Source organism: Chitinophaga niastensis (assembly GCF_003014755.1).
Classification (GTDB): domain Bacteria; phylum Bacteroidota; class Bacteroidia; order Chitinophagales; family Chitinophagaceae; genus Chitinophaga; species Chitinophaga niastensis.
The window spans coordinates 636,742-662,131 of sequence record NZ_PYAW01000003.1 but is presented as its reverse complement, the minus strand read 5'-3'; the positions used below and the strand labels follow the sequence as shown (position 1 = coordinate 662,131).

Sequence of the window (25,390 nt, the reverse complement as noted above, 5' to 3'; positions counted from 1 at the left end):
AATTCTAATTAATTAAAAGAATGCGTATGAAGAAAATATTATTAGGGCTTGCTTTATGCTCCACTTTTGCGGCAAATGCACAAAAGAAAAACCTGGAACTTACCGCCAAAATAGCCGGATTACCCAATAATACAGTGGTGTACTTATGGGGTCCTCTTACAGAGAAAACAGATTCTACCTACACCAAAGATGGTGGTTTCAGTTTTGATGTAGATATGAGCGGTGGTGGTTCTACTTACATACTGCAGGTAGGTGGTGCAGATAGCCAGGGTACAGTGCTTTATCTTGAAGCCGGTAAGGTGAATATCACCGGTAAAGGACCTTACTTTAAGAACGCAAAATATACAGGTAGTCCATTTGTTGCTGATTGGATGGATGTTTCTGCTAATATACTGGATGGAGATACTTGTGTAAGCCAAAAACAGGCAGCAGAAGATCAATTAATGGCCGCACAGTCGATCGGTGATACAGAGGCTGCACACGCAGCAGAAGCAAAGAAAACAGCGCTTAAGAAGAGAGAGGTGGATGCCAGTTTACTTTGGATCAACAAGCACCCTAATTCTGGTGTAGCATCGTATTTAATAAATGTGTATTTGTCGGATGCCATGCCCAGGGCAGATTTAGTAGCATTAATCAATAAACTGGGCCCCGACGCAAAGAACACCTTTACCATTAAAAAAATGATGAGCCAACTGGTTGGTGGCAGCACCATCATGATGGGATTAGTTGACAAACAGGCACCTGCTACTACCGCTCCGGATGTAAATGGAAAAAATGTATCACTGGCAGATTTTAAAGGTAAATATGTTTTAGTTGATTTTTGGGCCAGCTGGTGCAAACCATGCAGGGCAGAGAATCCTAACCTGATAACAGCTTACGAAAAGTTTAAGAATAAAAACTTTACCATCTTATCAGTATCATTAGATACAGAAAAAAGTAAATGGTTACAGGCAATTGCAGAAGATAAACTTCCGTGGACACATATATCTGATTTAAAAGGTGGAGACAGCAAAGTTGCTAAAGATTATGGTGTGATGGCTATTCCTGCCAGCTTTTTGATTGATCCGACCGGAAAAGTAATTAATATTGGTTTTCACGGAGATGCTTTGGAAAAGAGATTAGCAGAGCTGCTGCCATAATTGTTCAAGTGATATCATATACGAAAGAGCGGCCCTGCATTATTGCGGGGCTGTTTTTTTACAGGCAGTATAATTTATTTACCTATAATAGTTGGTGCTTTTAGAATTTATCTGTAGATTTAATTACGCATTTAATATTAGATATAGGAAAGGCATACATTTCGACCCCAGATTTTTTACCCCAAACAGACGATTCTTCTACTCAATTGCTTTTTTACATTAACCGGCTTGCCGAAAACGGAGAACTAGAGTAGGCAAATACAACGCACTAAATATTCAGATGCTATGTTTCAAAATCCTGTTTTGGATGTAGTAATTGGCCTCGTGTTTATCTATTTATTGTACAGTTTACTGGCTACTATTATCCAGGAAATGTTAGCTACCAAACTCGCTTTTCGTTCCAAAATACTGGAGAAGGCCATTATCCGCATGTTGGAAGACGCAACGTCTGCAACAGGTATCCGGCTCCTTGGACATTTCCGGGAACTTGTGAGTTTAATCGGGAAGCCCAACCTCTTAAAAAACAAGGAAATAGCCACCTGGTTTTATGTGCATCCATTAATAAAATACCTGGGTGAGGACAGTTATTACAGCAAGCCTGCTTATCTCTCTGCACAGAATTTCTCTAAAGTAATTATTGACCTGCTTGCAGGGCTTGAACGAAGTGAAGGAAATGAACTGCAGAAAATGAATGATTCCATACAGGCAGGGACCATATATCACCTGCCGGTAAACCCTAATACCGACCTCCGGAATCCGGCTATTGTGGCTTTACGCCTGCAATTAAACAACAAATTGGAGAAAGAGGACAGGTCAGACATGATCGGTATCAATCCCGCAAATGTGTCATTCCTCGATAAGGATACAAGCCTCTTCCTGAAGTCGCTGTGGAAGGAATGCGGGGCAGACCCGGATAAATTCAGGCAGCTGCTGGAGCAATGGTTTGACGATACCATGGATCGGGCTACCGGTTGGTATAAACGTTATACAAAAGCGATTCTTTTCATCGTCGGTTTGATCATCGCCATTAGTTTTAATGTAGACTCTATCAGCATCGCTACAAAGCTCAGCCATGATCCCAAACTGCGGGAAGAACTGGTACAAAGCGCCAATGTATATCTTGAACAAAATAAACAGCTTTATACAGGGCCAACCCAAATCCCTGCGGGGCAACTGGCAGCTATCTCAGATGACCTGAAAAAGAAATCCGACTCTTTAATGGCCGCAGCAAATCAGTTATACAAGGAAGATATCATGGACATGAATAAAGCACTGGGTTTGGGATGGAGAAAGAATGCTGTTGAAACCTTTACTATTAGTGGCCGTAAATTTTCTTTTGGCCTTTATTCACCGCTTCACGAAAATGATAGTCTTTTTGTTTGTATCCTTGGCTGGCTGCTTACAGCCATGGCGTTATCTATGGGCGCTGGTTTCTGGTTTGATCTCTTAAACAAGTTCATGAAACTGAGAGGCACGGGCACTAAAATAGATAGTTCGGATACCAGTACACCAGCAGCGGGTACAGCGCCTGCCCCTGCACCGGTAGCAATTCATGTTAACACTCAAACCAGTGAGGAGGCTGTAGGATAAATTATGCAACTCATAGTAACTGTCAAAAAGCTAAATAAACGCAATACTATTCCCAAAAGTTTTGCAGAAAAACATAGCATTATTGGTACTGTTCTGCAGGGATATAAATTTGAAGGAGAAGAAGTAAAAGAGGGCCTGAATTCTCCGCTTGGCAAATGGTATAAAGACCGCGACGGCTTTTATTATTGGGGCGGCGGCCTGATCATTGCTGCAAGAAGTACCCCTCAGAGAAAAATCATTACGGTTGGTGGACTTCCCCTTAATCTTCCTGAAGGGTATATGTTGGGAGCTGATCTTTCACACTATAATGACCGGCCGGATTGGGCTGCCATTAATAGGGCAGGGGTAAGTTTTGTTTATCTCAAAATATCCGAAGGTGTTGGATCTCAGGATAGTAAAGTAAAGGAACACGCTGATAATGCGCTCCAATTAGGAATCAAAGTTGGTTATTATCACTTTTGCCGTCCTGATAGGAAAAACACAGGCACTATAGAAGACGACGCCGTTGCAGAAGCTAATAACGCTATCAACCTCTTTCAGCACCTACCGGCTGCGCAACTCCCCCTGGCGCTGGATCTGGAAAATGAAAACAACTGGGATACGCCGTTGGAAAAAATCGCGTATACCATGTGGATTGAAACATTTATCGCCCATGTGCAACGCGTAACAGGTACTAGTCCGGTGATCTATAGCCGCAAAGAATACCTGGACAGGAAGCTGCCGCCAAATCATACATTGGGCAAATACAGACTCTGGTTAGCTAACTATTCTGTTACTGATTGCCATAAGTTAGCCTGCCCTCACGGCTGGTCTGACTGGGCCATCTGGCAATTTACAGATAAAGCCGGCATAGGCGGGAATGCTAAACTGGATCTTAGCATCTTAAAGGACCCAACCATTATTCCCCTGACATAACATAAGGATAGTACAAATGCTATCACATGAGAACTTAGCATATTTTAACCCCCTGCGTAATGCTTATTAGTAAAGGTTTTAGCCATCAGTAATACATCCTGTCAATATTTTCAAGATCATGTGAGGTTAAAATTGGCAAAGAAGTGGTTAATTATAGCGTAAGCACATACACTAATATGACTTAGTTTTACTTCCTGATAAAATAGTTTCCGTAACATATTTATCGGCTGCAGGGCAGTCTGGTGTTGTTATGCCGATACATCAACCAGGTGCAATTGCAATAAGTTTACAACAAAAAGTAACTAACTGATCATTAAAATTACATCTTAACAGATATTCCGTTTTACTACAACGCAGCCTTCGTTGTTATGTAAAAGTGTGAATCAACCAGGACGCAAAGCTTTTATCACTGTTCTAATTCCAGTTTTTCGGGTTGTTTTAAACATTGCCTGCATATAGCCGGCTAATGGATGTTGCTGCCCGCTATTATTACCACCACAATAATGACACTTATGAAAAAACAAATTGTAGTAGCAATATGGCTGCTATTAGCGGTAGCTTTTGCCTATGCGCAATCACCTTCTCTTTCCGGAAAGGTTACAGACAAAGATGGAGCGCCGGTTCCGGGTGCTTCTGTTCATTTAAAAGGAACAAATATTGGTACAGCTGCTCTTGCCAATGGCGGGTTTACAATTGCAGCCAAAGATGGAGATATACTTCTTGTTACGGCTCTTGGATTTAATACAGCAGAAATAAAAGTAGGTCATGAATTATCTCTCCATATATCATTGGTGGAGAATTCAAAACAGATTAATGAAGTTATTGTAACGGCATTAGGTATTAAGCGGGATAAAAGAATGCTTACCTATAGTGTACAGGAAGTCAAAGGTGTTACGCTGGTAGATGCCAAACAGGATAACCTGGTAAATTCCATGGCCGGGAAAATATCAGGTGTGCAAATAACTAATTCCAGCGGTATCCCCGGGAGCTCTGCAAGGATCGTAGTTCGTGGCACCACTTCCCTGGTAGGTGATAACCAGGCTTTGTTTGTAGTAGATGGTGTTCCAATGGATAACAGTGAGGCCGGCAATCCTAACAGACCTGAATATTCAGGAGGTACTGTAAACAGGGCAAGTGATATTGATCCGAATATTATTGAAAGTATTTCGGTGTTAAAAGGGGCAGCGGCTACGGCTTTATATGGATCTGCAGCAGCCAGGGGAGTAGTGATGATCACTACTAAAAATGGTGCAGGAACGGGCAACCAGGGCAAGCCCAATGTATCCTTCAGCAGCAGTTATTCGTTCCTTAAACCTATTTTGCCGGAGTTCCAGGACAAGTATGCACAGGGTTCCGGCGGGTTCTATGTGGATGGTAATAATGGTGGAAAAAGTTCATCATCATGGGGACCATTACTGGATACATTAAAAGTAAATGGTGCACCGGTGCCCAAACATAATCAGGCAAAAGAATTCTTTAAAACCGGTCACACCTCAGATAATAATATAAATGTGAGTGGGTTTTCAGATAAGTCTAATTACCTCGTATCTTATTCCTACCTCAAAACAAATGGTACTGTTCCTCAAACAGACTATTCGAGACATTCGCTGTTCGTGAAATATGGCGTAAATGTGTTGAAGAATCTGCAACTGAATACACAGTTCAATTATATCCAAACAGATAATCACCGCTACCTGGAGGGAAATAATTTTGCGAACGCGCTTTGGACAGTATATGGAGCACCTATTTCCTGGGATCCTCATCCGAATGTAAATGATGACGGATCACAACGTGTATACCGCAATGCCCGCAATAACCCTTACTGGATATTGGATAATACCGGTTTGCAGGATAAAGCCAACCGCATTATTCCAGTGGTAAGTCTTAGCTACAGCCCATTATCATGGCTTACCATCACCGAAAGATTAGGTGCTGATATGTATGTAACCACTACTGATTATCACGAGGCGCCCGGTACTATAGGATGGGGAAGTAATGGGGCAACACCCATTATAGGACAGGTATATAAACGCGATATTAAATATCAGCAGTTCAATAATGACCTGATGATTGAAGCTAAAAAAGATTTTAATAAAGATTGGTTTGGGGATCTGCTTATTGGAAGTAATATTCTCAGTAACTATAGTGATAATTCTTTTGTACAGGGAGTAGGATTATCTGTTGATAAGCTTTATAATATTGGTAATGCTTCCCAGGTTACTTCCAGCTATGGATATTACAGAAAAAGAAAAGCCGCCTTATATGCCCAGGCTAACCTGGAATACAAACGGATGCTGACATTGGCGCTTACCGGCCGTTACGAAGGTAGTTCTGTATTATCACAGGATAAACAATTTTATCCCTATGGATCTGTAAGTGCAGGGTTTATTTTCACCGAAGCATTGAATATGGCGGATAACCCGATAATGAATTTCGGTAAAATAAGGGTTTCCTATTCTGCAGTAGGTAATGATAATGTAGGTCCTTATGCACTTAGCAATTCCTTTTACCAGGCAGGTGTAGGAAATATTACTTTTCCTTTCAGGGGACAGAATGGATATGCTTTAACCAATACTTATGGTTTTCCATTGAAGAATGAAACGCTGGAAGAATTTGAAATAGGTTTGGAAACCAAATTTTTCCGGAACAGGGCATCGCTGGAAGTTTCTTATTTTAATAAAAAGAGTGGCAATTTATTAACACCAGGATCGCCTATTTCAGCGGCTACCGGCTTCACGGGAGCCTCCTTAAACGCCGGAGCTATGCGTAATAAAGGCATAGAGTTAACCCTGGGCGTTACACCTGTTAAAACCCGGAACCTTACCTGGAATATAGGTGTGAATTACACGAAGATAGATAATCGTGTACTTAACCTGGCCAACGGTATTGATTATATCCAATTGGCAGGATTTACTGATCCCGGCATTTTTGCATATGCTAATCAGCCTTATGGCGTGATTTATGGCAATCACTATATACGCAATGAGCAACATCAGCTAATACTCACAGAGAATGGTTACCCTACCAGAAGTAATGACTTTGGTCCTATAGGCAACTCTACACCTAAATGGATGGGTGGTATCACCAATAACATCAACTATAAAGGCATCTCTTTTTCATTTGTATTGGATCATAAACACGGAGGGGATGTTATTAATCTTGATAATTCTTCCCTGTATTATTATGGTACAGCCAAAGGAACTGAGAACAGAGGTATTTCTGTCGTGTTGCCGGGTGTGGTGGAAAAAACAAATGCTCCCAATAAGACTGCTATTACATTGAATGAGACCTACTATAAATCTTATTATTCCAATGTAGATGAAAATAGTGTGGAAGATGGTTCCTACCTGAAGTTACGCCAGGTGTCATTAGGATATAACCTGGCTGCAACCTTGTTGAAACATACAGCATTTAAAACTTTTGTGTTAACGGTGACCGGTACCAATTTTATACTACATAAAAATTACACGGGTTCCGATCCGGAAGTGAGCCTGAATGGAAGTGGTAACGGGCAAGGCTTTTCAAATTTCCCGGTGCCTTCCAACAAGAGCATTATTGTAGGATTAAAAGTTATGTTTTAATAACACTAAAAGAAATGGACATGAATAATATAAAAACGTTTGCCCTGTTTGGTTGTATAATTTTTGCCAGTACAGGATGCAAAAAGTTCCTTGATGTAAATACAGATCCTAATAACCCACTTACGGTAAAAGAAGCACAGATACTGGCGCCGGTGGAAATAAATACGTCTACTTTAATAGTAGGAGGTGCCAGCGCCAACATTACGGCCTACTGGATGCAGCAGTTGTCTATTAATCAACCTGTACCCAGCCTGGAATCGTACAATATCACATCAGTAGATGCAAATAACACCTGGGGCTATTATTTGTATGCAAGTGTATTTGAAAACCTCCGGATCATGATAGCGCAGGCGCAAACGGCTAAGCACTATGAATATGTGGGTATAGGTAAAACATTGTTTGCGTATAACCTGGCTATTACTACGGATTTGTGGAACAATATTCCTTATACCGAGGGTTTCAACATTCCGAAGAATATGCATCCGAAATATGATTCACAGGAAGCAATTTATACTACCATTCAAACCATGCTGGACAGCGCATTATATTATCTTCATCAACTAGGAAGTAAGGTGGTGCCGGGCGCTGATGATTATATTTATAACGGTGATGTAAAGCAATGGGAAAAATTTGTTTATACGCTGAAGGCAAGGTATTACCTGCGATTAACCAAAGCACCCGGACGCACCGCGTCGCTGCAGGCAGATAGTGCCTTAGCAGCTTTACAACAAGGTTTGGGCGCCAATACAGATAATGCCCTGGTGGCTTATCCCGGCACCGGTCAGGCAGAAAGCCCCTGGTTTGTGAACACGGGTGAGGCAGCAGGTGGTGTGGTGATGGCGAAATCTTTTATAGATTCACTCATAACACGCAATGATCCAAGATTGCCGGTTATTGCTACCAAAAATAAAACTGGTATTTATGTTGGTAGAAAGGTGGGTGATCCATTGGCGATTAGTCCTGATCTTATTTCAAAGGTGAATACGCTTTACGCAGGTGCAGACGCAAATTTGTACCTCGCTACTTATAGTGAAGCATTGTTTATAAAGGCGGAAGCTACTTTTATAAAGCAGGGCGCCGCTGCCGCTGCTCCTGTTTATCAGGCAGCTATTGCAGCACATATGACCATGCTGGGGATTCCTGCTGCTGCACAGCAAACCTATATTGCTTCCCGTCCGGCACTTACTGCTGCTAATGCTTTGCAACAAATCATTACTGAAAAATATGTAGCTGATTTTCTTTCTCCGGAAGTATACAATGACTGGAGGCGTACAGGATACCCGCAGCTAATGCCTTATCAGAGCGAGATTGTAAAGAGTATTCCAAGAAGGTGGCCTTATCCGGCCAGCGAATTATTAACCAACCCGCAACCGGATCAAAAGGCTACCCTTGCTGATCATGTTTGGTGGGACGCTAATTAAATAATATCCACTGTTTGGTAACGATTGCTGATTAATGGAGCCGGCCGGAGCAGAATAACGCTTTTAGGCCGGCTTTAAAGATCCAGGATACTACGGGCCTCATTTTTTATAGCGAGTACTTCCGGGGTCTGCACCTTTATTTTCATGTCTGATATTTGCCGGGCAACCAGCTTTGCTTTTGCCGGATTACTATAACGGGTAATCGTCATTATAAAATATAACGGGTAAAATTTATGAGGTAATAAGTAATATGCCTCCTGATAATATTTTATCGCCTGCTCATTGTTATTTATCGCTTTGTAGTTATCTGCAAGACACATTAAATCGTTATAAGTTTTACCCTTTTTTAAGCCCAATATAAATATACTGGAGTCATATTGCTTTAATCCGGAGAGATCCCCTGCATAGGCAGATAAATACAGGTCATTATCCTTAAGCACCGGAAAAACCGAAGCGTATATCCTGCGCGACTCCTCCGGATCATGCGAACTACCAGCAATGAACCATTTATTGTAAGCAAGTAATTGATGATATAACCTGGGCAGCTGGGAAATAATACCGGCAGATAACAAACAGACAAACAAAGGATATAGTATCCTTTTCCTTCTGGGAGCAGATGGCTCATTTATACCACCACCATTGGCCAATGCCAGTAATGTGAAAAAAACAAGGGTCAATTCAGGCAAGGAAAAAGGATAGGAGAACAAAGAAAATAGGATAAATGCTAATAAAGCTCCTCTTGCACCTGTGATAGAGACCCTATAAACAACAGGACGGGCATTCTCTCTAAATACCCTTGGTGGCACTGCTTTAAATATCGATACCAGCAGTAATATAATAATCAGTATTCCCGTTATCCCCAATTCGCATGACAATTGCAGTGGCTCATTGAATGTTCCTGTCACTTCATCAGACAGAAAACGTTCTGTTTCTGTTGCCTTTCCTGATTTGAAAAACGCTATCTGGTAATTCGGATAGCTGTATTTAAACGACTCTATTCCATGACCAGTGAGGGGCTTATCTTTCAGCATCTGTAAACTTATCTTCCAGACAAGTAATCTGCCTTCCACTGATGCCGGCCTTAGCCTGTAAATGAAAAAGGAGCAGGGGATTAAAATGATAAATATCGCCGCTAAGAATAGACTTTTTTTCCTGCCATTAAAATGACTTAACCACGTTTTTACTTTTTCCGTATTTAAAAGTATATATGCTGTCCCTCCCGCCAATGAGAGAAAAGCGGCTCTTGAATTAGCAATTGGGAGAATAATAAGAAGAATAATGCCGGAAGTAATACCCGATAACCACTTTAAGAGGTATAAATAATTATCATCAGTACCATATTTCAAAGTACTGAAACAACAATAAAAAGATAAAGGAAAAACAGTTGCGGCAAATCCCGCAAGCACAGCAGGATGAAAGAAGGTGCCAGTGACCGGGTAATATGCATTGAAGGAAGATATTATACCAGCTTGCTGAAGTACCGCTGCAATGGCCGCAATAATTACGCAGGTAAAAACAGTTAATAACAGGAAGTATAAAACATTATACCCGCCTTTTAATCGCTGTATACATCTTATATACAGATAAACAAGAACGGAATCCAACAACCAGGTAACTTTCTTATTCATGGAAAAGCCATTGTTCAGCACATAAGACTGTATCAAAATGTAGACAACGAAAATGATCAACAGGTAATCTGTCCGGTTGAGAGAATTTGACTGCGCGAAAGATTGATAGATTAACAGGGGTATTAATAAGAGTGCCAGAAAGTACAGCCAGAAATATTTGGCTGAAAATATACCCAATGCAAGATTCGAAGAATATACTACCGGCGTCAGCATAAGCAGGATCAGCGGAATTAATACCAGGTAGAAAGTATAAGACCGGCGTGTTAAATGTAGCATATTCCTATTCTATTTTTCTGAGCGTTCTCTTGGCATCAGCATAAGAAAATAGAATACGTTCGGTTATGCCTATGATCTTATGCTGTGCTATATATCCGAAAGTGCGTGAATCTTCAGAATGATGCCTGTTATCTCCTAAAACAAAAAAGTAGTCCTGCTGAAATGTATATTTTTTATTTATGGAAATAAACTTATCCCATGCTTCCGCTGTTGTAATTTGCTGTTCCTGTTGAATCGCTGCTTTGTAAATGTTAAGATTTACACGATTCAAATCAATACTCCAGCCTGCTTTGGGCACCACAACAGGTCCGAAATCGTCACTGGTCCAGTTATTATTATAATAATCAAAGATGATCTGATTATAGGCCGGATCCTGTTTTGCTGATAGTAAAACAGTAGCAGGCGTATTAATTTCTTTATTATTAATAATCACCTTTCCTGCCTTGATCTCCACCTTTTCGCCGGGAAGGCCTACACATCTTTTAATATAAACACCTCCTAACTGTTTGAATAAAATAATACCGGACCTTTTTATAGCTGAAATACCGCTTTTGTGTACCAGTACTTTGTCTCCATCTATAAGTGTAGACGCCATAGAATGGTGTGATACCAGGTATACATCAAAAAAATGATTCCAGGTAAAAAAAAGGCCGGTAACAGCCACCAGTATATAGACGAGGTATTTCATATTTTAGGTTGTCAGAAGAATTAATTACAATTAATGATGCCTGAATAGATATCACTCGCTTTTTTATTGTCGTATAGAAAACCAAACAATAACAGTTTATTCTGATTATCAATAAGCATCGTATTATACAGATTATCAAACTTAGGGAACCCGTTAGATTTTTTAAAAGCATAATACTCTTTTTCATAGTATACCGGGTATTCAAATTTTGACTTATCTACTGCCTCTTTTATATACACAGGTGTAGGACCGGATGCCAGGAATACATATTTAGTACCAGGAAAAGAGCTTTTATGATTTTTGATAAAATCACGGGCCTTCAGTAATTCATTGATACATTTATCACAATCTGCCATAAAATAATGCAGTACGTAAAATTTTGAATCAGGGTGATGCATGTCAAAACGATTATCAGCAGCAACGCTGCTATCATTGATTAAAGTCCAGTTATCGGATAATTGGATCTTTTTCTCATACCATGTCCCCATTAATTTTTTGGCATCTTCACGGGCACATTTCGTTTTACAGGAACATGTGATTACTGCAATCATTAAAGAGGCAAAAATCAGATACTTCATAGCTTTAAGGGTTATTAAGGATCAGGGATTATTTATCATTAAATAGATGTAGAGACCAGTTCACCGGTATCTTTGTTAATCAGGTATATCAGGGATTGGTTGCCCTTCTCCTCCACAGTAAAGGAACAATAATCAGCATTCAGGTTTACCATGCTGAGTGGATTTCCCTGCCAGTCAAACACCAGTATTTTCTGGCCACAGGTTTGAAACTCATTTCTACCTGAATAAAGCAGGTAAATATGTTTTTCTGTAACCTTTAGCTGCACATTTGAAAACAGTGTTTTACTGTTCTGAACAGGAATGTTTGATTCGCCGTCATATTTGAAAGTATAGATCGGCTGGAAACTTTCGGGACCTTTGATCAATCTTTTTAATTTCCCTCCTTCGTATAATTCCATCCGGCCGGTAACATTATAGGCAACTGCAAACAAATCATCCGTCGGATGTTTTTTCATATTTGCACTATATGCCGTAGCAAGCAGACTGAATTTTCCCTTTGGATTTTCATCAGGCCAGCCTTTTCCGGGAGAAGGGAGCTGTCCTGCTTTTCTGATACCGGAATCCTGACTATTAAAATAAAAGTACCGGCAATCGTTCATGAAATAAGAACAGGCAGCGAAAGTGCTGTCGTTTATCCAGGATGGTGATTTCGCTCCTTTGGTAGCTGGTGTTAACATGAAAGTCTTTTCAGGTATGTAAGCGGCTGCTGATAAAGCTTTGGGCACGTTTATTTTCAGGAATTTTCCTAATGTAATATCATAACACCAGCAAATATTTTTATCTGAGGTTGGCAATATAGTAGCTATATTCAGACATTCATTATCTCCTTTCCCCCGGCTGATCAGATGGCCTGCCACTGTGCCTGAAGGAATATGAATAATCTGTAACACAGCAGAATCTCTGAGCGTAGAAACGATAAGGAATGAATCCATGACCTGCATATCCAATACATCCCCCAGCTGAGGCCCCATCTTTTTGATCGGGATATCGTTCTTTACACTGAATGATGAGAATGTTACATTAGTTGTAATGTTCGTGAATGCTGCATCTGCATCTGGTTTGTCGTTATTACAGGCGAACAATAGCATGCCGGTAAAAAATGACATTACAGTAAAGCACAAGCGGCTTTTATAATTACAGTCCATGTTATATCTGATGATACACGTGATGATTCTGATGCAGATGGGTTCATGATTGCAGCGGTATCAGGAGCTGCATCCCGAACAACAGTGTTTTTTACAATAACTTGCTGATGTGTTTTATCTGTATTCAGATAAAGGGCAGTTATACCTGCCAGTATTAATACAGCAGCAGCCACTGACCAGTTAGCTGCATATCAATGTTATTCCACCATTCAGTTTCTGTTTCTTCTTCGTGCGCAATTTCCTGTGCTTCATCATATCAAAAAATAATAAAAATATTCCAAATTGTAGGTGCCCTTACTTTTACTTAATTGCATATATGCGGTAAATTATTTTGCCAGGTGCCGGAAAACGGCCTACGCCAATGGCAACAGTATGATTAAGCCAGGCATATTTTGGAGAGCTGGTTTCAAATACGGGGATTGATCTGAAGTAATATTCAGAAGGCGAAAGTTCATTGCCTTTTCCTACACGTATTAACGCAGATTTTTGTGCACTGGCATAGTTATATCCGGAATAGGTTATGTAAATAAGAGCACCGTCATCTGTCTTAATGGTAGCACGGACGTCCATTTTAAAAGTTGTAGAATCTACAATAAGCCCCCATTCTCCGCTACAGTCTAATATTTTGCCATTAATTTTATCACTTTTTACAAAGCCATCTTTAAACGGAAAAATTAGTCGCGTTCCCGTCAATACAGGCCCAATTATTTGTGGTGGGCTGAGGCTGATTTCCAAATCAAATAAAAATTCTGATTTAAGTTCCTGCGCATGTACTTGCACATAAAAACAAGTAGAAAAAAAAACGGCAAGAAAGATTACTTTTTTCATTTTATTAGGGTTTGATTTTTCCAAGATTGATTTACTATAATACCATGACACGTAACTTAAATGCGTACGGAATTGTAGTGATATAAAAAATATTTATCTTTTCCATTTAATTTTCTGTGTGTACAGGGTTGAACATTTTTACGCGAAATTTTCAAATTAATCTTCACAATTTCGTCCATGCCAGGGATGCTCAAAATGGCGTCATACACACTAGCTACATCACTTGTTGATAACATAATCATACGTTTTAAATTTTACAAAATCTACGATGCAAAATAAAATCTACGACGTTCTCTATCCCCATCAAAATATGATGAGGATTGGTTTTAGCGTTAGTCAGCATTACCCTGGGGCGAGTCAAAAAAATCACCTACTTCACCAATTGCCGTCCTGGTGCATCTCATAATAATATCCTGCAGGTCTGCGCCGGAACTATGCAGGGGGTCAATAGCTTTTACCAATTTTGTCCTCAAGGTAAAAAGTTCCGCTCTGTTAAATTTACTGGACTCTTTTACTAATTCCAGTTTCATTCGCTGCTCCTGTTGATCTTGTTTTGGATTAAATATTCCATTCAGTTGACTGCATTGGTCGCAGACGCCATTTTTGTTTACCAGGGCACAACGGTTATCAAAAATGCTGGTCATCGTATCTCGGGAATAGTTCAGGAGATGTTTTACAACTCCTTCCGTCTTCTCCAGGATGAGGCAAATTTCTTTGATTTGAAAATCGTAAATATCTTTTAAAATCAGTGCTACCTGGTTTTCTATGGGTAAGGTTTTCGAGATGCAGGTGAAACAAAAATCGATGTGCTCTTTCATTTCATAGGCTCCGGCATTGGAGGCCTGGTGAACAATTCTGAACGATTGTCCGATCTCCTCAGTACCGATGGCTAAATATGCGCCCTTATCCTGTGCATCTGCCGGCCATCTGTTTAATTTTCTTAAATGATCATAGGCCAGGTTGGTAGCTATTTTAAATACCCAGGTCTTGAGCGAAGAATCCTGGTTGAAAGTGGATATCTTGTCAAATGCCCTGATGAAGGTATCATGCGTGAGGTCGTCCACATCATTGCGATCTGTTAGTAAACGATAGAGATATGATTTCAGCTGGTTTTGAAATTCGGCAAACAGCGTTTGAAATGAATTAATATCCCCGGTCAATGCATTTTTAAGTATTTCTTCTCTTTCCATTTAATCGATTTAGTGCTTTATAATAAAGCGGGTTGCAGGAAGACTGCAACCCGATAAATAAATATATTATAATACATTTACTTTTCCGCAATCAAAATCGACAACATGACTATTGAAAGCTACCCCATTTTCAGAAACCAGGAAGGCGGCTGTCTCGCCTAGTTGTTTCAATGTCGGCCCTGATTTCAGGATATCAAACCTTGTGTAGTTCAAAGCCATTTCTTCCGGGGAAATGCCTGCGAGTTTGGAAAAATCATTGATCATTCCGGATATCTTTTTCGTCTCCATCAAGGCGCCGGAGCAAATGCAGATCGCCTTGATCCCATGCTGGCCAAATTCGGCAGCCATTACCCTCGTCAATCCTTCTATGGCCGCGCAGGCGGCGGCGAATCCTGCCATATTGGGGGTCTTAGTCCTCGCCATAGATGCGTTAAACAGTAAGATGGTGCCCTCGGACCCGGATTGGATCATATGCCTTGCAGCGACCCTCGAAGTAAGGAACTGCGACCCACAAATCCTTTGTAAAGGATTCAGGAATTGCTCGAAAGTGGCTATTGTCGTAGGTGTGCCGCTACCCGCATCCTGGTAGTAGCTCCCGATACCATTGAATACCATATCCAATTTTCCATTCTCTGTAATGACCTTTTGTAAATAGCTGTCGATCTCGGTCTCGTTCAATGCATCCACTTTGCCTGCTTCCGCGTGTCCGCCATTGGCTTCGATCTCTTCTGCCAAAGCTTTTACAGCATTCAGGTTCTTGGCGGTGACATACACCTTTGCCCCATGTTGGGCGAATGAACGGGCAACTACTCCTGCAATTTCTCCCGATGCCGCAAATACCACAGCTACTTTGTCTTTTAAATTGTTCATTTTGTTTGGCTTTATCTTTTGACGATTTAGCCGCGCAAAACGATCGGGTTTTTGTGAAATAATTTTAAAATTCGATATAAATTATTGATTACAAGTAATTTAATGCTTCCTGATCTTTTGGGTGTGTATAGATAAAGATCCCAGTTGTCGGACGCTGACCAGGACCGCGTCCAAAGTCATAGTAAAATGTGATTTTATCTCCTTTCTTACTCAATCTTTTTTGCATGTTCATAGGTTCATGTTTTTAGGATTACTAAAATCATAGCACAACAAATACGCCATGGTAGCCAATTTGGAGGCATCTTCGCATATACTTTTAAAACTGGGAATAAGTGTGAAAAAGAGTGAGTAAAAAACTTTATTAAATTTTTTCACAGACGTTGTCATAGCTGACAAACTGGCTAAGAGATAGCTGACAAAATTTAGAAATAATTTTCCTCTTGTAATTTGGTTGGAAGAATTTTTAGAACGCCTTTTTCGTAAACACAAATACAAAATATTACCCGAGAGTAGGTGAATAAATTGGTGTGTCAACAATAGTGGGAGGAAGCGTGGAAAATGACACTTGACAGCATTAAAAAAGCCTTGTAAGTCAATTACTTACAAGGCTTCTACGTGCCCAGAACTGGATTCGAACCAGCACACCCTTGCGAGCGCTGCGACCTGAACACAGTGCGTCTACCAATTTCGCCATCTGGGCAACTGATATTGTGTCAGGGGTGCAAAGATAGGCAGAGAAAGCATTTTGCCAAATTTTTTTTCATCTTTCGAGAAAAATCTTTGCTATCAATGACCATAACACGGAAACGACTATACGTTTTTATCAGTTGACTATACTTCAACCGCCTTGCTTACCTTACGGTATACAAATTCATGATAGATATGTCTGCGGCAAAATCTTCCCGGTGTATCAGAGTTAACCAGCTTAATGTACAATGCTTTGGGTACATCAAGATATTCGTAACTACTGCCGTCCTGGAAAGTAAGCTGCAATGTTTGTTTCAGATAAGAGAAATCCATAATGGTAGAAGCGGAAATCGTTTCTGTATATTGTGGAAGTGCTGCCGCAATTGTTTCAGGAGCAATGCTCACTAAAAAATGATACGCTTCAATCAGTTCTTTACTCTTTGCCTCTGCTTCCTGCTTTTTATCCTCTTCCTCACCTTCAAACTTGTCAGGGTGCCACTCTTTCATTAAATTCCTGTAGATGGTCTTTAATTCCTTTACTTCAGTGGTTTTGGTAACGCCCAAAAGCTTTCTGTAATCAACTATTTTACTCATAATGTATTTATTCTCAAATAAATAGACTGCTCAAAAGGAACAGTGCATTATTTATTTTACCCGAAAAACCTGCAAAGGTACGGTATTTTAAGCTCCTGACAAGTAAATGCCTGATTTATTTCCCCTTGTCTAAGGCCATTTTTAGCGCAAGACCACTAAATACACTGGCCATAAACCATCGCTGCATGCGTACCCACTTTGGATTAGCAGCAAACCAACGGGTTACTTTTGTAGCAGATAAAATGATGAATAGATTTACTGTGAAGCTGATGGTTATTTGCATAAAACCCAGCATAAAACTCTGTCCAAGTATAGATCCATACGCCGGCTTGATAAACTGAGGAAAGAAAGATAAATAAAATACGGCCACCTTAGGATTGAGCACATTGGTAAAAAGCCCCATACTGAATAGTTTCAGCGGTTTGTCGGCCTCCGGTTGCTTGTCGGTGTCAAACATGCCTTTACCGCCCGGTTTAACCGCCTGCCAGGCCAGATACAGGAGATAGCCGCTGCCAGTGGCTTTCAGCACGGTATAAGCAAAGGGAACAGCAAATAATACAGCCGTTAAGCCAAACGACACCAGCGTAATGTGAAACAGGAACCCACAGGCCACCCCTGCCAGGGAAATCATACCTGCCTTTTTTCCCTGCGTAACAGATCTTGAAATCAGGTAAATCATGTTAGGTCCGGGCACTAACACCATAAGCAGCGCAGTAAATGCAAAAAGGAGTAATTGGCTGACAGGTATCATCGTTTTTCAATTAAAGTGTAGGAAAATTAAAAAAAACAGTGCAAGATAAGACTTGCGAAAGAAATAAAAGCAGAAGTACCTTTACCATAACTATTAAATTTCACCCGAATGGCGCACCTGCTGATAGAAAGTATTTTAAAACATGTAACACTGACGGAAGAAGAACAAAAACGTATCCCTGATTTTTTTGATGCAGTGAAAACCCGCCGGCATCAATACCTGTTGCAGGAAGGCCAGATTTGCAGGTACGAATTTTTTGTGCTCAGCGGTTGTTGCAGACAATTTGAAATAGATATAGAAGGAAAAGAAAATGTATTGCAATTCAGCATAGAAGGATGGTGGATCACCGACCTCGATAGTATGCTCACCAATAAACCATCATTATTCAATATCGATGTGCTGGAAGGGCAGAAGCCTGCTGCAGACAGGTACCAGGAATTAACCAGCAGATACCCCTACCTGGAAGCCAGACTGCCACAGCACCAGATCGCTGCTTATCTCGGCATCACCAGGGAATCGTTGAGCCGTATCCGTAATAAAATAACGAAGGACTAAGGTGATCTTTGTTACAATTATTTATTACCAAATGTCAATGGAGGAGGGAGGCAAATCCGGCAACTTTGCCTTAAATCTACTAACATGACAATACATCCTGTTTTCGAAACATTTGAATTAGCACAACAGCATATTAAAAACAGAACGGTGGTAGCTCCTATGAGTCGCGCCAGCGCTACATTGCAGGGCGTACCTACTGCGGCTATGCACGCCTACTATGAAAATTTTGCCCGCGGTGGCTTCGGTATCATCATCTCCGAAGGCTTATACACAGATAATATCGCCAGCCAGGCATATCCGCATCAGCCGGGTTTGGTTACACCCGAACAAACAGACAACTGGGCATCATTAGCCGCAAAGATAAAATCACATGGGGCATTGTTTATTGCACAGCTCATGCATGCCGGGGCTATATCGCAGCATTTGCAACATACACAGGCGCCCAGCGTAATTGAACCCCTGGGCAGAAAGCTGCGTTCCTACGGTGGGGGAGACGGACCCTTTCCAATACCTGCTGCTATGTCCGTTCCCGATATTAAAGCAGTAATAGCAGGTTATGTAGCATCAGCGCAACGCGCTGCGCTGGCCGGTTTTGCTGGCATCGAAATTCATGCGGCCAACGGTTATTTGCTGGATCAGTTCTTAACAGATTATACTAACCTCCGGGATGATGATTATGGTGGTACTATTCTAAACAGGTTCCGTATTATCGCAGAAATTATTGCAGGCATTAAAAAAGCAGTACCGGCCAATTTTATCATCGGTTTGCGCCTGTCCGAAGGAAAGGTGAATAATTATACCTACAGATGGGCCGCAGGTGCAGCCACTGCAGCAGCTATCCTGGAAGAAGTAAATAAAGCGGCTCCTTCCTATGTACATATTTCAGCAGAAGGAGGTACCTGGGATACAGTGGGTTTCTATACAACAGGAGAGTCACTAACAGGCATGGCTAAACGAATAGCAAACAAACCGGTAATCGCTAATGGTGGGCTGCATGACCTGACTATTGCCAAAAGAGTAATTGAAGAAGGACACGCTGATTTTATTGCGTTAGGCAAAGCAGCACTGGCCAACCCCGACTGGCCCACACATGTTTCTAATGGTATCCCCACACGCGATTTTGAGCATGTTATGGGCGAACCTTTTCCGCCAGTAGCAGAAGCGGATGTATTGGTATAAAAATACCCCGCAGACAAAACAATATGTCTGCGGGGTATTGTACTTCCCTGTAATCTCCCGGCGGCTGTTTGCTTCCGTCAAAAACACTGCGAAAGGAAGTAATTAACAATTTGGTAATACTATATTTCAGGGAGGGGCATCCTATATTTGTAATACTTATGTCCGATGCAACTACGTATAATAAGGAACTTGTCTTCACAAAATTATACCACGCCTCCCGCGACAGGCTGTATAATTATCTCCATAGTTATACACAGGACACGCATTTGTTGCAGGACCTCATGCAGCAATCTTATCTGAAAGTCTGGGAACGGATGGGAGATATTCAGGATATAGAAAAAGCATTACCCCTACTCAAAACCATTGCACGCAACCTGTTGATAGATGTCATCCGTCGCCGTATGAAAGAAGATACGGCCTGGCTGGAAACGGTGCAGGAAGAAGCTCATCAATTGATTACCCTCCCCGCAGAAAATTCCCGTGCATCTTTACAGGCGCTGGATACAGCCATTGCACAGCTACCGGATAATTGCCGGCAGGTTTATCTGTTACACCGGGAAGAGGGCTTATCTTATCGTGAAATATCTCTACGTATGTCCGTCTCCGTTAGTATGGTGGAAAAACATATGAGTAAAGCCATACGACTGCTTAAACAGGAGCTTATTACGAATGGGGAACTGGTGTTAGTATTGGTAGCAGTACATAGATTGCTGTAGCGGATGTTGTCTTTTTCAGGATTAGGCTGATTATGATGATTACACTGATTATTTTTTGTAAGATTTAAAAAGATTTGCGAAGATTTTAGCGGATAATGTCTGAACCAGGATTTAACGGATTGAATGGATTACCCTGATGGGTGCCGAAGATTGTAGCGGAGATATTCGCTTATATCTCTCTAATACTCAACATAACACCCATCAGGGTAATCCATTCAATCCGTTAAATCCTGGTTCAGACATTATCCGCTAAAATCTTCGCGAATCTTTTTTAAATCTTATAAAAAAAATCAGTGTAATCATCATAATCAGCCTAATCCTGAAAAAGACATTATCCGCTAAAATCTTCGCGAATCTTTTTAAATCTTACAAAAAATAATCAGTGTAATCATTATAATCAGCCTAATCCTGAAAAAGACAATATCCGCTAAATCTTCGCGAATCTTTTTAAATCTTACAAAAAATAATCAGCGTAATCATCATAATCAGCCTAATCCTGAAAAAGACAATATCCGCTAAATCTTCGCGCTTAAATATTTAACTTACATCTTATGAAACTCTTTTATCTGCTCACTCTTTTACCATGTTGTGTACTGCATGCCAACGCACAACAACTGGACTCCATCAAATACACCAATGGTTATCTCTACTATCACACTTATGGTCAGGGTGAGCCTGTCATTGTCTTGTCTGGCGGACCAGGTAATTCCTGTCTGCAACAGGAAGAAGTAGCAATCGAGCTGGGTAAGCATTACAAGAGTATTTTACCGGAGCAACGTGGTACCGGGTTATCTATTCCTGTGCCGATGGATTCTACTACCATCAATATGCAATCAGCACTGGACGATCTGAATCGTTTGATGAATCATCTTGACTTAAAACAGGTAGTGATCTATGGGCATTCCTGGGGCGCTATGCTGGCCATGAGTTTTGCCGCAAAGTATCCGGAAAAGGTGAAGTCGTTGGTGTTGGCATCTCCCGGCTATTACAAATTTGATCCGGATTTTTTTACTACACATGTCAATAATCTGCGGGGAAAATTGGGTGTTTCAGACCTGGCTTTAATGGATTCGCTGGAAAAAAAGATGGAAGCAGGAAAGGCTGGTGCCGCTGATTCTGCACAGTATAACAGAACTGTGCGACTGGCTTATGTTTATAACAAAACGATCATCGACAGCCTGTTGGCAAAGATTTACGTAGCTAAGCCCAACACTACGATGCAGCAGCTGATGGTGAGTGATCTCATTCGCATTCATTACGACCTGAGTAAAACATTATATCATTACACAGGCCCGATACAAGTGATTGCCGGCAGGCAGGACCCTCTATCTTTCTATACCTACGAACTAAAAATAATTCGCCCTGATATTGTATTGCACTGGGTCCAGGCATCCGGTCATTTTCCTATGTTTGAACAACAACAGGATTTTTATAAACAACTCAACATGGTGATGCAGGCATTAATTAAACATCCATAAATTCCCATGCACTCTTATACGCATTTTTATTTTCTGCATAGCTGATGAAATTAGCATAGAAGCCCAATTGGGAGAGCGTTCCGCTATCACCAATCACCACCAGTTTTTTTCTGGCCCTGGTCATAGCCACATTCATGCGACGGATATCCGACAGAAAACCGATTTTATTTTCTGTGTTGCTGCGCGTCATACTGATATACACGATGTCGCGTTCCTGGCCCTGAAAACTATCAATCGTATTTACGGAGATTTTATCTCCATAAGGTTGTAGTACAGGCGAATGCAACAACTGTTCTTTCAGTAGCTGAATTTGTTGTTTATAGGGAGAGATGACCGCAATGGTAGGAAAATCTCCGGGTTGATAATACGCACCCAGTTCAGTAACGAGTTGTGTGAGATGTTTAAACAGGAACGCCGCTTCTTCCGGATTAGTAGTACTGGTACCTGCTGTTTTTTCATCGAAACCACAACCGGCGGTATCTACAAATGCCAGTGGTGTATCTGCTGAAAACAACAAATGTTGCGCAACAGAAGCATGTGCCTTTAATTTATCTTCATAAAAGATGCTGGAAGAATAGCCCATAATGATTTCATGCATACGGTACTGTTCTTCCAGTAAAACAACCGCTTCCGGATGCATGGCTACACATTTTTCCAGCAGGGTGGTACTCAATCCTTTCCTGGCTGCTTCATCCGACTTAATAGTAGGGGATAACTGGCAATGATCGCCGGCTAAAACTACTTTCTGCGCCTTTAGGATAGGTATCCAGCAGGCCGGTTCGAGGGCTTGTCCTGCTTCATCTATTACAATGGTCTGGTATTTAAGATTCCGTACGGTATAATGATTAGCGCCTACCAGGGTGGCGGTAATGACCTGTGCCTTAGCTACCAGGTCATCAATGATGTATTGCTCTGTATTGCCCACTTCCTTGATGATCTTGCGTGCTTCATCAAAGAGTGCTTTGCGTTGGTCTCTTTCTGCTTTGCCAAAATTGCGCTTGTATTTATGCGCCATATCCCTGAACTCATTGGCTTGTTTTTTCAGCCGCTTTATTTCTTTGACACTGGGATGTTCCGCCATTTTGCTATCCAGCGTTAACGACATCAATCGCTCGGAAACGCGGGCAGGATTGCCTACACGAAGCACGTTCAGTCCTTCTTCAGATAATTTTTCACTCAGCAGGTCTACTGCCGTATTACTGGGCGCTACCACCAATATTTGTTTGTGATCCTGTTTGATCAGTGCTTTGATAGCCTGTACCAGTGTGGTGGTTTTACCGGTTCCCGGCGGGCCATGCACGATAGCCAGGTCGTTGGCTGCTAAGATTTTATCTACTGCTGTCTTTTGTGAAGCATTTAATGTAGTGCTGGCAAAAGAAGGAATGGCTGTTTGAAAGGTAGGTGGTTTTTCACCCGTCAGGATTTTTATCAGGCGTCCTTCTTCCGGCTTGTCATTGAGTGTAGTAGCCAGTTTAAGGGCATTCTGCATTTCATCATAACTATTATCGTCAAAAAGGAGATCAACGCCTAATTTCCCGTCGCTGGCCCATTCCGGCAGCTCATCCGTGCGTAACGTGAGTTTAAGCCGGCTGCCACCCTGATAAGAGATGGTGCCTTCTATATTATCTTTTTTTGGATCATGATTGGAAAAAAGCACTGCAGATACACCAAAACGTAGCTGATGTGGAATATCCTGGTGGGTGGTGCGCTCAATTTCTACCGTCAGATAATCACCCCTGCTCATTTCTGAGCCCCTGATAGCAATAGGATACCAGGTAAGTCCATTGGCCCTGCGCTCCGATACAGAGGAGCTTTCCGTCAGTTGCTGGTATGATTTCCGGTCCTCTTCCCGCTCGGTTTTTAATAGATCCAGTAGCTTTTTGAAATATTCCATCCTGCAAAGGTAGGGGGTTCCTGATTGTTAAAGAAGCGGATGGCATTTCTGGTATTAGTTAAAAAAATATCTTAACTTAACTATAACACCCTGTAGTAAGCAGGGGAAACTAAAAGACATCCTGCACTGGCTGCATAAATTCCGATCGTTAGTTTACTGGTTTTAATTAAAAAATAATTGTAAGATGAAAGAATTCATGTTACTTATTCGCAATGAAGGCGACCAGAAAACCGGGCTTTCGCCTGAGCAACACCAGTTATTTTTAAAGGATTGTGAGATCTACATTGAAAAACTGGTAAAGAAGGGAGCACTCATAAGTGCTCAGCCACTTATAAGAGAAGGGAAAATGATTTCCGGCACGCCCGGTGCATGGAAAGAAGGCCCTTATCACGAAGGCAGCGAAATTATTGTTGGCTACTATCACGTGCTGGCAGAAGATATAGAAGCAGCGATTGCTATTGCTAAAGGCAATCCTGAATTCGCTTATAGCAAGCTGGCGAAAATTGAAGTCCGTCCGGTTAAAATGAAAGAAGCATCTACCGGTTTTGAATATCCTAAAAAACATAACCGGTAGATACACCAGGATCATCACAGTGAGAGCAATGAAAATGATATGCATCCGACAGGGAGTATCATATATAATGGCGCCATAAATGTGATGAATGGAGGCGACCAATAATAGAAGTATTGTAAAAAATGTTGTTCCTTGTAATGATTTCATCGTTGGCACAGTCCTGTACAATTAGATTGAACGGCTGTTTACGGCAACAAATCGAAATAAAAATTTTAAAATAAATCAATCAAACATATGTCTTCAAGAAGGAACTTCTTACTGCAAACGGCATTGGGCATGGCGGCAACTACTGTTTCGCCATTTGTAGCGGCAGCTGCTACAGGTAAAAGTAATATTGATAAAAAACCTTTACAGGTAGGAATAGCAGGTTACACGTTTGCGAAATTTGATGTGGACCAATCCATTGCTATCATGAACAGGGTAAACATTAAATACATTTCCTTAAAAGATATTCATTTGTCATTGGATAGCAGTCCGGAGAAAATTCAGGAGGTATTATCCAAATACAAAGCCGCTGGTATTGAGGTGTATGCTGTTGGAGTCATTTACATGAAATCAAAGAAGGCGGTTGATGATGCGTTTGATTATGCCAAAAGGGTAGGCATGTCGTTAATAGTAGGTGTTCCTAATCCTGATCTCCTTGATTATGCGGAAGAAAAAGTAAAAGCAACAAATATCAGGCTCGCTATCCATAATCATGGTCCGGAAGATAAACTTTATCCGGGGCCAAAGAATGTATATGACCAGATTAAGAACAGAGATGCCCGGATGGGTATTTGTCTTGATATCGGCCATGCCACCAGAGCCGGGGAGGAGCCGGGTAAGGCCATCCTGGCTTACAAAAACAGGATCTTTGATCTGCATATCAAAGATGTTACAGCGGCGGAAAAAGATGGAAAAGCCACAGAAATAGGGAGAGGCGTGATTGACTTTGACGGATTGATAAAGGCACTGGAAAAAATTAAGTACCAGGGTATTTGCAGTATAGAATTTGAAAAAGATATGAATGACCCTTTACCGGGAATAGCTGAGTCCACCGGCTATTTAAAAGGAGTGATCAATACAGTTGACCGCGGATAAGCACAAAATTAAAGCCTTGTAATCATTGGGATT

At 41.2% G+C, this 25,390-nt stretch carries 21 protein-coding genes and 1 tRNA gene; 11 read left to right on the top strand and 11 right to left on the bottom strand.

The window, feature by feature from the left end:
• Positions 1–26 precede the first annotated feature (26 nt).
• From CLV51_RS17340 to CLV51_RS17320, 5 genes are all read left to right on the top strand, one after another.
• Positions 27–1,139 carry a TlpA disulfide reductase family protein gene (locus CLV51_RS17340; RefSeq protein WP_158267051.1) on the top strand — a complete coding sequence of 371 codons (1,113 nt, stop codon included), beginning with the start codon at positions 27–29 and terminating at the stop codon, positions 1,137–1,139.
• 285 nt (positions 1,140–1,424) lie between these two features.
• Complete coding sequence (locus CLV51_RS17335; RefSeq protein ID WP_106529315.1) at positions 1,425–2,729, top strand: hypothetical protein; 1,305 nt, start codon at positions 1,425–1,427, stop codon at positions 2,727–2,729.
• Between the two features lie 3 nt (positions 2,730–2,732).
• Positions 2,733–3,644: a glycoside hydrolase family 25 protein gene (locus tag CLV51_RS17330; protein WP_106529314.1), complete on the top strand. Its 912-nt coding sequence runs from the start codon at positions 2,733–2,735 to the stop codon at positions 3,642–3,644.
• Between the two features lie 512 nt (positions 3,645–4,156).
• Positions 4,157–7,225 (top strand): SusC/RagA family TonB-linked outer membrane protein, encoded by a 3,069-nt coding sequence (locus tag CLV51_RS17325; protein ID WP_158267050.1) that lies wholly within the window; start codon positions 4,157–4,159, stop codon positions 7,223–7,225.
• 20 nt (positions 7,226–7,245) lie between these two features.
• Entirely contained in the window at positions 7,246–8,646 is a 1,401-nt protein-coding gene (locus tag CLV51_RS17320) for a SusD/RagB family nutrient-binding outer membrane lipoprotein (RefSeq protein ID WP_158267049.1), read from the top strand.
• Between the two features lie 74 nt (positions 8,647–8,720).
• Here CLV51_RS17320 and CLV51_RS17315 read toward each other — a convergent pair whose 3' ends face one another.
• The 10 genes from CLV51_RS17315 to CLV51_RS17260 all read right to left on the bottom strand — a co-directional run bounded on the left by CLV51_RS17315 (position 8,721) and on the right by CLV51_RS17260 (position 17,881).
• Positions 8,721–10,550: an O-antigen ligase family protein gene (locus CLV51_RS17315; RefSeq protein WP_106529311.1), complete on the bottom strand. Its 1,830-nt coding sequence runs from the start codon at positions 10,548–10,550 to the stop codon at positions 8,721–8,723.
• A gap of 4 nt (positions 10,551–10,554) precedes the next feature.
• Entirely contained in the window at positions 10,555–11,238 is a 684-nt protein-coding gene (gene lepB, locus CLV51_RS17310; RefSeq protein WP_106529310.1) for a signal peptidase I, read from the bottom strand.
• Positions 11,239–11,258: 20 nt separating this feature from the next.
• Positions 11,259–11,816: a hypothetical protein gene (locus CLV51_RS17305; protein ID WP_106529309.1), complete on the bottom strand. Its 558-nt coding sequence runs from the start codon at positions 11,814–11,816 to the stop codon at positions 11,259–11,261.
• 38 nt (positions 11,817–11,854) lie between these two features.
• Entirely contained in the window at positions 11,855–12,961 is a 1,107-nt protein-coding gene (locus CLV51_RS17300; protein ID WP_106529308.1) for a BF3164 family lipoprotein, read from the bottom strand.
• Positions 12,962–13,261: 300 nt separating this feature from the next.
• Entirely contained in the window at positions 13,262–13,789 is a 528-nt protein-coding gene (locus CLV51_RS17290; protein ID WP_106529306.1) for a DUF3237 domain-containing protein, read from the bottom strand.
• A 332-nt stretch (positions 13,790–14,121) separates the two neighbouring features.
• Complete coding sequence (locus CLV51_RS17280) at positions 14,122–14,979, bottom strand: RNA polymerase sigma factor (protein WP_106529304.1); 858 nt, start codon at positions 14,977–14,979, stop codon at positions 14,122–14,124.
• Positions 14,980–15,045: 66 nt separating this feature from the next.
• Entirely contained in the window at positions 15,046–15,849 is an 804-nt protein-coding gene (locus CLV51_RS17275) for an SDR family NAD(P)-dependent oxidoreductase (protein WP_106529303.1), read from the bottom strand.
• Between the two features lie 616 nt (positions 15,850–16,465).
• Positions 16,466–16,549 (bottom strand) — tRNA-Leu (locus tag CLV51_RS17270).
• A 131-nt stretch (positions 16,550–16,680) separates the two neighbouring features.
• Positions 16,681–17,130 (bottom strand): KTSC domain-containing protein, encoded by a 450-nt coding sequence (locus tag CLV51_RS17265; RefSeq protein WP_106529302.1) that lies wholly within the window; start codon positions 17,128–17,130, stop codon positions 16,681–16,683.
• Positions 17,131–17,245: 115 nt separating this feature from the next.
• On the bottom strand, positions 17,246–17,881 hold the full coding sequence (locus CLV51_RS17260; RefSeq protein ID WP_106529301.1) for a LysE family translocator: 636 nt from the start codon (positions 17,879–17,881) through the stop codon (positions 17,246–17,248).
• 108 nt (positions 17,882–17,989) lie between these two features.
• Here CLV51_RS17260 and CLV51_RS17255 point away from each other — a divergent pair, with 108 nt between their 5' ends.
• The 4 genes from CLV51_RS17255 to CLV51_RS17240 all read left to right on the top strand — a co-directional run bounded on the left by CLV51_RS17255 (position 17,990) and on the right by CLV51_RS17240 (position 21,809).
• Entirely contained in the window at positions 17,990–18,436 is a 447-nt protein-coding gene (locus tag CLV51_RS17255) for a Crp/Fnr family transcriptional regulator (RefSeq protein WP_106529300.1), read from the top strand.
• 84 nt (positions 18,437–18,520) lie between these two features.
• Complete coding sequence (locus CLV51_RS17250) at positions 18,521–19,615, top strand: oxidoreductase (protein ID WP_106529299.1); 1,095 nt, start codon at positions 18,521–18,523, stop codon at positions 19,613–19,615.
• A 158-nt stretch (positions 19,616–19,773) separates the two neighbouring features.
• Positions 19,774–20,331 carry an RNA polymerase sigma factor gene (locus CLV51_RS17245; RefSeq protein ID WP_106529298.1) on the top strand — a complete coding sequence of 186 codons (558 nt, stop codon included), beginning with the start codon at positions 19,774–19,776 and terminating at the stop codon, positions 20,329–20,331.
• A 551-nt stretch (positions 20,332–20,882) separates the two neighbouring features.
• Positions 20,883–21,809 carry an alpha/beta fold hydrolase gene (locus CLV51_RS17240; protein ID WP_106529297.1) on the top strand — a complete coding sequence of 309 codons (927 nt, stop codon included), beginning with the start codon at positions 20,883–20,885 and terminating at the stop codon, positions 21,807–21,809.
• On the opposite strand, the gene CLV51_RS17235 is transcribed toward CLV51_RS17240, so the two are convergent.
• Positions 21,796–23,703 carry an AAA domain-containing protein gene (locus tag CLV51_RS17235; RefSeq protein WP_106529296.1) on the bottom strand — a complete coding sequence of 636 codons (1,908 nt, stop codon included), beginning with the start codon at positions 23,701–23,703 and terminating at the stop codon, positions 21,796–21,798. The genes CLV51_RS17240 and CLV51_RS17235 overlap by 14 nt on opposite strands.
• A gap of 184 nt (positions 23,704–23,887) precedes the next feature.
• On the opposite strand from CLV51_RS17235, the gene CLV51_RS17230 reads away from it, so the two are divergent.
• Positions 23,888–24,277 carry a YciI family protein gene (locus CLV51_RS17230; protein WP_106529295.1) on the top strand — a complete coding sequence of 130 codons (390 nt, stop codon included), beginning with the start codon at positions 23,888–23,890 and terminating at the stop codon, positions 24,275–24,277.
• 234 nt (positions 24,278–24,511) lie between these two features.
• Positions 24,512–25,357 carry a sugar phosphate isomerase/epimerase family protein gene (locus CLV51_RS17225; protein WP_106529294.1) on the top strand — a complete coding sequence of 282 codons (846 nt, stop codon included), beginning with the start codon at positions 24,512–24,514 and terminating at the stop codon, positions 25,355–25,357.
• The last annotated feature ends 33 nt before the right edge of the window (positions 25,358–25,390 follow it).

Excerpts from the sequence above, each read along its gene's own strand:
- CLV51_RS17240 (WP_106529297.1), top strand. The coding sequence starts at position 20,883 with ATGAAACTCTTTTATCTGCTCACTCTTTTACCATGTTGTGTACTGCAT.
- CLV51_RS17315 (WP_106529311.1), bottom strand. The coding sequence starts at position 10,550 with ATGCTACATTTAACACGCCGGTCTTATACTTTCTACCTGGTATTAATT.
- CLV51_RS17275 (WP_106529303.1), bottom strand. The coding sequence starts at position 15,849 with ATGAACAATTTAAAAGACAAAGTAGCTGTGGTATTTGCGGCATCGGGA.
- CLV51_RS17245 (WP_106529298.1), top strand. The coding sequence starts at position 19,774 with ATGTCCGATGCAACTACGTATAATAAGGAACTTGTCTTCACAAAATTA.
- CLV51_RS17290 (WP_106529306.1), bottom strand. The coding sequence starts at position 13,789 with ATGAAAAAAGTAATCTTTCTTGCCGTTTTTTTTTCTACTTGTTTTTAT.
- CLV51_RS17260 (WP_106529301.1), bottom strand. The coding sequence starts at position 17,881 with ATGATACCTGTCAGCCAATTACTCCTTTTTGCATTTACTGCGCTGCTT.
- CLV51_RS17230 (WP_106529295.1), top strand. The coding sequence starts at position 23,888 with ATGAAAGAATTCATGTTACTTATTCGCAATGAAGGCGACCAGAAAACC.
- CLV51_RS17225 (WP_106529294.1), top strand. The coding sequence starts at position 24,512 with ATGTCTTCAAGAAGGAACTTCTTACTGCAAACGGCATTGGGCATGGCG.
- CLV51_RS17330 (WP_106529314.1), top strand. The coding sequence starts at position 2,733 with ATGCAACTCATAGTAACTGTCAAAAAGCTAAATAAACGCAATACTATT.
- CLV51_RS17250 (WP_106529299.1), top strand. The coding sequence starts at position 18,521 with ATGACAATACATCCTGTTTTCGAAACATTTGAATTAGCACAACAGCAT.
- CLV51_RS17235 (WP_106529296.1), bottom strand. The coding sequence starts at position 23,703 with ATGGAATATTTCAAAAAGCTACTGGATCTATTAAAAACCGAGCGGGAA.
- CLV51_RS17265 (WP_106529302.1), bottom strand. The coding sequence starts at position 17,130 with ATGAGTAAAATAGTTGATTACAGAAAGCTTTTGGGCGTTACCAAAACC.
- CLV51_RS17300 (WP_106529308.1), bottom strand. The coding sequence starts at position 12,961 with ATGGACTGTAATTATAAAAGCCGCTTGTGCTTTACTGTAATGTCATTT.
- CLV51_RS17320 (WP_158267049.1), top strand. The coding sequence starts at position 7,246 with ATGAATAATATAAAAACGTTTGCCCTGTTTGGTTGTATAATTTTTGCC.
- lepB (WP_106529310.1), bottom strand. The coding sequence starts at position 11,238 with ATGAAATACCTCGTCTATATACTGGTGGCTGTTACCGGCCTTTTTTTT.
- CLV51_RS17255 (WP_106529300.1), top strand. The coding sequence starts at position 17,990 with ATGGCGCACCTGCTGATAGAAAGTATTTTAAAACATGTAACACTGACG.
- CLV51_RS17280 (WP_106529304.1), bottom strand. The coding sequence starts at position 14,979 with ATGGAAAGAGAAGAAATACTTAAAAATGCATTGACCGGGGATATTAAT.
- CLV51_RS17340 (WP_158267051.1), top strand. The coding sequence starts at position 27 with ATGAAGAAAATATTATTAGGGCTTGCTTTATGCTCCACTTTTGCGGCA.
- CLV51_RS17305 (WP_106529309.1), bottom strand. The coding sequence starts at position 11,816 with ATGAAGTATCTGATTTTTGCCTCTTTAATGATTGCAGTAATCACATGT.
- CLV51_RS17335 (WP_106529315.1), top strand. The coding sequence starts at position 1,425 with ATGTTTCAAAATCCTGTTTTGGATGTAGTAATTGGCCTCGTGTTTATC.
- CLV51_RS17325 (WP_158267050.1), top strand. The coding sequence starts at position 4,157 with ATGAAAAAACAAATTGTAGTAGCAATATGGCTGCTATTAGCGGTAGCT.